Consider the following 9,415-nt stretch of genomic DNA (forward strand, 5'->3'; position numbering starts at 1 on the left):
ACCCCTCCGGCGACGACACCCCGCCCGGGAACCGACACCCCATCCCCACGATCGCGATCGGCTCATGCCTGGCCGACTCGGTCCGGCGGATCTGCTCGCGGGCCTCGTGCAGGTCGGTCATGGCGCGGCGGAGGTAGGCGCGGAGCTTTTCTTCGTTGGTGGCAGGCGTTTCGGAAGACATGGTGCTGTTCTCCAGGGGTGTGGGACGGGCGGCGGGGGCGGGAGAGCAGTGGCGGCGAGCGGGCTCTGGGCTACATCGACCGGAAGTCGCTGTCGAAGAGGTCGAAGAGCTCGTCGTCGGTGCTGGCAGCGAGGCGTTCGCCGACCGACGGCTCGTCGGGGCCCTGCCCGTCGTGACTGTTCGAGCCGTTGACCGGGCGGGCGCCGGCCACCGGCGGGGCGAGCGTGCCGAGCAGCTCCTGGAGGCGTTCGGCGACGTGGGCGCGGCCGTTGTCGTCGGTGACAGCGGTGGCCAGTCCGTCCCGGATCCGGTCGAGTGCCTCCAGAACATCCGGGACGTCCGCGGGAAGTTCCTGGCCGCCCTTGGGCAGTTCCTGTTCCAGGTGGTCGACGAGCGCCGTCGGCGTCGGATGGTCGAAGACCAGCGTGGCGGGGAGCTTCGTTCCGATGACGGCGGTGAGCCGGTTGCGGAGTTCGACGGCGGTGAGGGAGTCGAATCCGGCTTCCTTGAAGGAGAACTGGAGCTGGACGCGTTGGGCGTCCGCGTGCCCGAGCACCGAGGCGATCTCGGTGCGCACGAGCTCCCGGATGACGGCGAGCCGCTCGCCGCGCGGCTTCCCGGCGAGCTGTTCGGCCAGGGTGCCGGATGCCGCGGCCGTGGTCGGGGGCTCCTGGCCCGCCGCAGGGTCCGGCGTGCCCGCACCGGACGAGGGGCCGGCACCGGCGGGCGGGGGCACCAGGGCGTGCAGCACTTCGGGTACCACGCCTGCGTGTGCGGTGCCGCGGGCCGAACGAGCACGCAGGCCGTTCAGGTCGAGGCGAATCGGCAGCAACACGGCCTCGGTCCTGGAGGGGTCGCAGGCCTCGTCGAACAGTGTCAGTGCCTCGGCGGGGTCGAGGGGCAGGATGCCGGAACGGCGCAGCCGTGCGAGGTCGGCGGCGGCCAGGCTCGCTCCCATGCCGTCGGCCCCTGCGCCACCGCCGTCGCCGTCACCGCCGTCGCCCCACAGGCCCCAGGCCAGGGATACGGCGGGCAGGCCCTGTGCTCGCCGCCAGGCGGCGAACAAGTCGAGGAAGCTATTGGCGGCCGCGTAGCTGGACTGGCCGGGACTGCCGAGGGTTCCGGCAGCCGACGAGAAGAGGACGAAGGCGGACAGATCCAGTTCGCGGGTCAGTTCGTGCAGGTGTGTGACCGCGTCCGCCTTGGCCCGCAGGACTGCCGACACCCGTGGGAAGGTCTGCGCCGTGATGATGCCATCGTCCAGCACACCAGCGGTGTGCACGACAGCGGTGAGCGGGTACGCGGCGGGGACGGCGGCCAGAACGCTTTCGAGCGCCGAGCGGTCGGCAGCGTCGCAGCGGACGATGTTCACGACGGCGCCCAAGTCGGTGAGTCCGGCGGCCAGCCCGGCCGCGCCCGGGGCGTCCGCTCCGCGCCGGCCGGCGAGTATCAGGTGCCGGACGCCGTGCTTGGTCACGAGATGCCGGGCCACAGCCTTGCCGAGCGTTCCGGTTCCGCCCGTGATGAGCACGGTGCCGTCCGCGCGCCAGGGGCCGGAGAGGTTCCCCGACGGGGCGGGCCTCAGGGCTGCGCCCGCTTCCGGCTCGGTGGCGTCGCCGAGGCGACCGGCGGCAGCGCCCTGCCCGTTCGCTCCGTGGGTGAGTCGGGGTACGAGGATCTCATCGCCGCGCACGGCGAGTTGGGACGCCCCCGAGGTGACGGCCCGTGACAGGGAGCGGTAGGAGGCAGCCGGGTCGGACGGGTCCGCGTCGACCAGTATGAAGCGGCCCGGGTGCTCGGACTGTGCGCTGCGCAGCAGTCCCCAGGCGACGGCCGCAGCCGGGCGGACCGCGCTGGTGCCGGCCGCCACCGCCCCGCGCGTCAGCACGACCAGGCGTACGTCGGTGAAGCGGGCGTGGGCCAGCCAGCCCTGCACCACGGCCAGTGCACGTTCGGCCAGGTCGTGGGCGGCTGCGGCGAGATCGTCCCCGTCGTGGCCGAGCTCCACGAGGACGTGGTCGGGCAGGGGCGTGTCGGAGGCCGCGAGCGCGTCCAGATCGTCGTAGGTCCGTACGGGTGTCCGGCCTCCGTCGCGTACGCCCTCAAGGAGGACCGGGCCGGGACGGCCGAGGACGCCCCACTCCGCCGCCGCCGGCCTGGGACCGGAGGGCCCGGTCACCGGAGCGGAGACCGACGTCCACTCCAGTCGGTACAACGGTGTGCTCCCCGCCTGTGGACTGTGGAACTGGTTCGCCGGGAGAGGGCGCAGCGTGAGTGAGCGGGCGTCGAGGACCGGTCGGCCCGCCGGGTCGGCCGCCGCGACGGTCACGGCGTCGGGTCCCACCGGGGCGATCCGTACGCGCAGGGAGTCGGTGCCGCGGACGTGGATCCGGACGTCGCTCCACGAGAACGGCAGCAGGCCGTGGGCCCCGGTGAACTGCTCGCCGAACCCGGTGGCGTGCGCCAGAGCGTCCAGCAGGGCCGGGTGCATGCCGTACCGCGAGGCGTCGGCGGCCGCCTGGCCATGGAGCCGGACCTCGGCGAAGACTTCTTCGCCGCGCCGCCAGACGGCGCGCAATCCCCGGAACACGGGACCGTACGTCACGCCCGCGTCCGCGAGACGCCGGTACTCAGCCGCGACGGCGTCCGCATCGAGGGCCACCGGGATCGCGTCGGCCGGGGGCCAGACGCCGAGCAGTTCCGCCGGCGCGTCGGCACCGTCACCGGCCTCCTCGGTTCCGGGGGCGAGGGTACCTGACGCGTGCCGGGTCCAGTCGGAGGGGGCGTCGGCTGCCCGAGCGGCGTCGGCGGGCCGGGAGTCGATGCGTATCGTACGGATGCCTTCCGCGTCGGGGCCGCTCAGCGTCACGCGCAGCCGGACCCCCTCCCCGCTCTCGGGCAGGACGAGGGGCGTGGCGAAGGTCAGCTCGGCGACCCGGGGGCAGCCCGCTTCGGTGCCCGCCCAGGCGGCGATGTCCAGGAGGGCCGCTCCGGGTACCACGGTGCGGTTCTGGACGCGGTGGTCGGCGATCCACGGGTGGGTGCGGACGGAGAGCAGCCCGGTCCGTACGGTGCCTTCCCCGTCGGGCAGGTCGATGGCGGCCGGAAGCAGGGGCTGGTCCGCCGCCTCCAGACCGGTGGCGGTGAGGCCGGCGGCAGGGGCCGGGACGTCCAGCCAGTAGCGCGTGCGCTGGAAGGCGTAGGTGGGGAGGTCGACGGTGGGCCCGTCGGCGTCACCGTGCACGGCCGCGAGGTCGACGGGGACACCGTGGGTGTGGATGGTGGCCAGGGCCCCGAGGCAGGTGTTCGTCTCGTCGCGGTCCCGGCGCAGCAGCGGCACCATCAGCACGGGACGCTCCCGCCCGTCGGCGGGGGAGCCGGCCGTGTCGCGGTCCGTCGGGCCGTCCTGGCGCGGGGCGTCTCGTTCCTCTTCGCGCAGGCAGTCGCGGCCCAGGGCGGACAACACGCCGTCCGGTCCCAGTTCGACGAAGGTGTCGATCCCCTGATCGCGCAGGGTGCGGAAGCCGTCGCTGAAGCGCACGGCCTCGCGCGCGTGGCGCACCCAGTACTCCGGGGCGCACAGCAGCGCGGTCGACGCGACGTCGCCGGTCAGGTTGGAGACCACCGGGATGCGCGGCTCGGCGTAGGAGACGTCGCGCGCGATCCGGGCGAACGGTTCCAGTGCGGCGTCCATGCGCGGCGAGTGGAAGGCGTGGCTGACGGGCAGCACCCTGGTGCGGCGGCCCCGCTCCCGCCACAGCGCGGCGAGCTCGGCGACCACGTCCTCGTCGCCCGAGATCACGGTGGCGTCGGGCCCGTTGAGCGCGGCGACGGCGACGCGCGCCGACCTGTGAGCCGTGAGTGCCGTGATCGTCTCCTCGATCTCCGGGCCGCCCGCCTGGATCGCCGCCATCGCGCCACCGGCCGGCAGCTCGCCCATCAGCCGGCCCCGCGCCATCACCAGGCGGGCGGCGTCGGGCAGGGTGAACACTCCGGCGACGTGGGCGGCGGCCAGTTCGCCGACCGAGTGCCCCAGGAGGGCGTCGGGGCGCAGGCCCCACGCACTGACCAGCTCGAAGAGGGCGACTTCCAGGGCGAACAGCGCGGGCTGGGTGTACTCGGTTCGGTCAAGGAGGCCGGCTGTCGCGCTGCCCGGTTCCGCGAACATCACCTCGCGCAGCGGGCGGTCCAGGTGCCGGTCGAGTTCCGCGGCCGTCTCGTCCAGGGCACGGGCGAACACCTCGTACCGCTCGTAGAGCCGGCGCCCGGCGCCCGGCCGCTGGCTGCCCTGCCCGGTGAAGAGCAGTGCGGTACGGCGTCCGCGCGCGGACCGGCCGGTGATCACCCCGGGTCCGTGCGCCGCGCCGGACGCCAGCTCCGTGAGGCCGCTCAGGAGTGCGGCGGTGTCCTGTCCGATGACGACGGCCCGGTGCTCGAACGGTGTACGGGAGCGGGCCAGCGTCCGCCCGACCGCGGCGGGTGACACGTGGGGGCGGGCGGCGAGATGGCCGTGGAGTCTCCGGGCCTGGGCTCGCAGCGCCGCTTCGGTCCGGCCCGAGAGCAGCCAGGCGCCACCGCCGGTGGACGGTTCGCGCTCCGCCGCCGTGTCGTCGCCGTCCGGGACGCCCTCCAGGATCAGGTGTGCGTTGGTGCCGCTGGCACCGAAGGAGGACACGCCGGCGCGGCGCGGGGCGTCCCCCTGGCCGGGCCAGTCCTGTGCCTGCGTGAGCAGCTCCACCGCGCCCGCCGACCAGTCCACCCGGCTGGAGGGACGGGTGGCGTGCAGGGTACGGGGCAGCCGTCCGTGGCGCATCGCCAGCACCGTCTTGATGATTCCGGCCACGCCGGCAGCCGCCTGGGTGTGGCCGATGTTGGACTTCAGCGAGCCGAGCCACAGCGGCCGTTCGGGGCTGCGGCTCGTGCCGTACGTGTGCAGCAGGGCCTGTGCCTCGATGGGGTCGCCGAGCCGGGTTCCGGTGCCGTGTGCCTCCACCGCGTCGATCTGGTCGGAGCCCAGGTCCGCGTTGGCGAGCGCCTCGCGGATCACCCGCTGCTGGGCGAGGCCGTTGGGAGCCGTCAGACCGTTGCTGGCACCGTCCTGGTTGACGGCGGAGCCGCGGATGACCGCCAGTACGGTGTGGCCCTTGTCCACCGCGTCCGACAGGCGCATCAGGAGCAGCATTCCGGCGCCCTCGGCGAAGCTGGTGCCGTCGGCCGCGTCGGAGAACGCCTTGCAGCGCCCGTCGGAGGCCAGGCCGCCCAGTCGCGCGAAGTCGATGAACAGGTCGGGGGTGGACAGGACGGTCGCGCCGCCCGCGAGCGCCATGTCGCACTCCCGCTGCCGCAGCGCCTGCGCAGCCAGGTGCACGGCGACCAGTGACGAGGAGCAGGCCGTGTCGACGGTGACGGCGGGACCCTCCAGCCCGAGGGTGTAGGCCACCCGGCCCGAGGCGATGCTGCCCGCGCTGCCGTTGACCAGGTACCCCTCTAGACCCGGCGGGATCTCGTTCAGCCGGGCACCGTAGTCGTGATACATGACACCCGCGTACACCCCCGTGCGCGAGCCGCGGGCGGAGGCCGGGTCGATACCGGCCCGCTCGAACACCTCCCAGGCGGTCTCCAGCAGGAGCCGCTGCTGCGGGTCCATGGCCAGGGCCTCTCGCGGGCTGATGCCGAAGAACTCCGCGTCGAAGTCGGCGCTGTCGTGGAGGAAACCGCCCTCGCGGGAGTGGACGGCTCCCGACCCCGAGTGGTGGAGCGCGTCCAGGTCCCAGCCCCGGTCGTCGGGGAACGGCGAGACCGCATCGGTGCCGGAGTCGACCAGTTCCCACAGGCTCTCGGGGGTGGTCACCCCGCCGGGCAGTCGGCAGCTCATACCCACGATGGCGATGGGCTCGCGGGCGTTGTCCTCCAGAGCGTTCAGCCGCTGGCGCGTGCTGTGCAGCTCGGCGACAACCCGCTTCAGGTAGTCACGGATCTTATCGTCGTTGGCCGTCATCGACCGGGCCCTCCTGGCCTACGTGCTCGTGTGGGTGCGAGCGCGCCTGCTGCGGCGCACTTCGGTGCGGGTGCGGGACGCGCGTCCCGCTCACAACTGGTCTTCGATGAACGCGAACAGGTCGTCGTCGGAGGCGGAGTCCAGCCGCCCCAGCAGGTCGGGGCCCGTCTGCGCGCCGTGGCTTCCTGTGCCGGCGGCCGTTCGTGTGCTGCGGTCGCCGTCCCGTGGGGCGTCGCCGACCACCGTCAGCAGTTCTGTGAGACGTCGGCGGACGGCGTCACGCCGCGTGTCGTCGGCCGCCATCCCCCGGACCGCCCGGTCCAGGGCATCGATGCCCGACAGCGCCGCTGCGCCCGCGTCGTCCCGGCCCTCCGCCGCGAGGAGCTCCGCCAGGTGGCCGGCGAGCGCATCGAGGTTGGGGTGGTCGAAGACTAGCGCCGCCGGCAGCCGCAGGCCGGTGACGGCAGCGAGCCTGTTGCGGAGCTCGACGGCGGTGAGCGAGTCCAGACCGATCTCGCGGAAGGAGCGAACAGGGTCGACCGCGGTCTTGTCGGTGAAGCCCAGCACGTCGGCCAACTGCGTCTGGGCCATGGCCAGGAGCTCGTCCCGCCTTCCCGCCGCGTCCAGCCCGGTCAGTCGTTCGCGCAGGGCTTGCGCCCGGCTCGGTGCGTCCGTGACCGCGGACGCCGCCCGTTCGCCGCGGCCCGTTCGCGCCGCGCCGCGGCGTACGGCGGGCGCCGCCAGCGTACGCAGCAGCAGGGGCACCGAAGCGGCCCCGTGTTCGGCGGCCTGCCGACGCAGCGCCGCCGTGTCCAGCCGCATCACGCAGATGTGATGCGTATCCCCGTCCGCGGCGGCACCAAGTGCCCGGTCGAACAGTTCGAGACCCTGCTCATTCGTGAGCGGCGCGATGCCGGACCGCTCCATGCGCCGCAGATCCACCTCGCCGAGATGGCCGGTGAACGTGCTGGCGGCGCTCCACAGTCCCCATGCCAGGGACACCGCGGGCAGCCCCTGGGCATGCCGGTGCTGGGCCAGGCCGTCCAGGAATGCGTTAGCCGCCGCGTAGTTGGCCTGTCCGGCGCCGCCCAACAGGCCGACCGCCCCGGAGTACAGGACGAACGCCTTCAGCGGCATTCCCGCGGTCAGCTCGTGCAGGTTCAGCGCGGCGTCCGCCTTGGGGCGCAGCACGCGGTCCAGCCGTACTGGGGTCAGCGCCTCGACGACGCCGTCGTCCAGGACGCCGGCCGTGTGGATCACCGCGGTCAGCGGATGTGCGGCGGGGATGGTGGCGAGGGCCTCCTCCAGCGCTGCCCGGTCCGCCGCGTCACAGGAAAGGAGCTGGAACTCTGCGCCGAGACCGGTGAGCTCACGCTCCAGTTCGGCGGCACCGTCGGCGTCGCGCCCGCTGCGGCTGAGCAGCAGCAGATGCCGTACGCCGTGTGCGGTGACCAGGTGCCGGGCCAGCAGGCCGCCGAGGGTGCCGGTGGCGCCGGTGACGAGCACGGTGCCCTCGGGATCGAACCCCGTGCCCGTCGTGGTGACCCCCTCTCCCGGGGTCGGCAGGACCGCCAGCCCGGGGGTGTGTATCTCTCCGGCACGAAGGGCCAGTTGGGGGATTCTGCTGTCGAGCGCGGTGGGCAGCGCCTGGTACGAGGCGTCCTGCCCGTCCTGGTCGACAAGGACGAATCGGTCGGGGTGCTCGGTCTGCGCCGACCGCATCAGCCCCCACAGCGCCGATCCGGCGAGGTCCACCGGGCGCGCGTCCGCTTCGGTGGCGACGGCGTGCTCGGTGAGCACTGCGAGGCGTGCGGCGGCGAAGCGCTCGTCGGACAGCCAGCCCTGTACGAGGGCGAGCCCCCGCCGAGTCCTGTCCCGTACCCCGTCGGCCAGAGCCGTCCCGTGTGGTGCGGTGGTGCCGGGCTGGGCCCCGAAGTCGGCGAGGACGAGGTCGGGGCGGTCCGCTCCGGAGTCCAGCGCCGTACGCAGTTCGTCCAGGTCGGGGAAGACCCCGATACACCCCGTGCCGGGGTCCGCCGTCGCGTACCGTGCGGCGGCACCGCCCTGCCCGACAACCGCCCACCGGCGCGTCGCACCGGACGGGGAGGAGGCGAAGAGCCCTGTGGCCTGCGGCGCCGCGCTCGCGATCGGGCTCCGCTGCCAGTCCACGCGGTACAGCGGCGCGGACGTCGTGCCACCGACCAGTTCCACCAGCCGGTCCTGCGCGAGCGGACGCAGCAACAGCGCGTCCAGCGACAGCACCGGGGCACCGGCGAGGTCGACGGCCTCGAGCGACACGGCCCCTTCCCCGGCCGGACCCAGGCGGACCCGCAGCGCGTCGGCACCGGTCGCATGCAGCGTGATCCCCCGCCAGGCGAACGGCAGCAGCACGGATCCGTCGTCGGGGCGCGGCACGAAGTCGCCCAGCAGCCAGGGCTGCAGAGCCGCGTCGAGGAGGCCTGGGTGCACCCCGAACCGCTGGGCGTCCAGCGCCGCGCCCGCGGGCAGGCGGACCTCGGCGAACACCTCGCCCTGGCGCAGCCAGACGTCCCCGACCCCGGCGAACACCTCGCCGTACTCGTATCCCAGCGCGGAGAACCGTTCGTAGAGCTCTGCCGCCTCCACGCGCACGGAACCGCTCGGCGGCCAGGCCGCGCGGCTCCACTGCGGCCGGCCCGGGTCGGGGGCGGCGGCAGGGGCCAGTACGCCGGTGGTGTGTCGGGTCCACCGGCTGGTGTCCCCGTTTTCCGCCTCCGGCCGCGCGAACACGCTCACGCGGCGCCGGTCGGAGGAGTCTGGCTCGTCGACCACCACTTGGAGCTGGATGCCGCCGTGCACCGGCAGCGGAGCCTCGATGCTCAGCTCCTCCACGCCCGCGCAGCCCACGACCGCGGCGGCATGCAGTGCCATGTCGACGAAGGCTGCCCCGGGCAGCAGGGCTGTACCGGCCACGGTGTGGTCGGCAATCCAGGAGTGAGAGGCCGGGGAGATCCGCCCGACGAGCAGCAGCTCACCGGTCTCCGCGAGCGGCAGCGCGCCGCTGAGGAGCGGGTGCTCCTCCCAGGTCATACCGAAGCGGGCCGCAGCCGAACTGCCGGTGCCGACGGGTGAGGCCTGCGCCCAGTAGTGCTGGCGTTGGAAGGGGTAGGTGGGCAGGTCGATGGTCCGGGCGCCGGTGCCCTCGAAGAGTGCCGGCCAGGTGACACCGACACCCTGGACGAACGCCTCCGCCACCG

2 protein-coding genes and 1 pseudogene are annotated in these 9,415 nt (G+C 73.8%); all 3 read right to left on the reverse strand.

What is annotated here, in order from left to right:
• The coding region (locus ACZ6ZT_RS34815) for a polyketide synthase docking domain-containing protein (RefSeq protein ID WP_469724449.1) at positions 1–181 on the reverse strand (181 nt) is incomplete at its 3' end.
• A 70-nt stretch (positions 182–251) separates the two neighbouring features.
• A pseudogene (locus ACZ6ZT_RS34820) lies at positions 252–6,170 on the reverse strand (type I polyketide synthase); the annotation flags it as partial.
• A gap of 99 nt (positions 6,171–6,269) precedes the next feature.
• Positions 6,270–9,415 (reverse strand): type I polyketide synthase (locus ACZ6ZT_RS34825; RefSeq protein WP_469724450.1); only part of this gene is annotated, 3,146 nt, incomplete at its 5' end.

This window comes from Streptomyces sp. NPDC102258 (assembly GCF_055584685.1).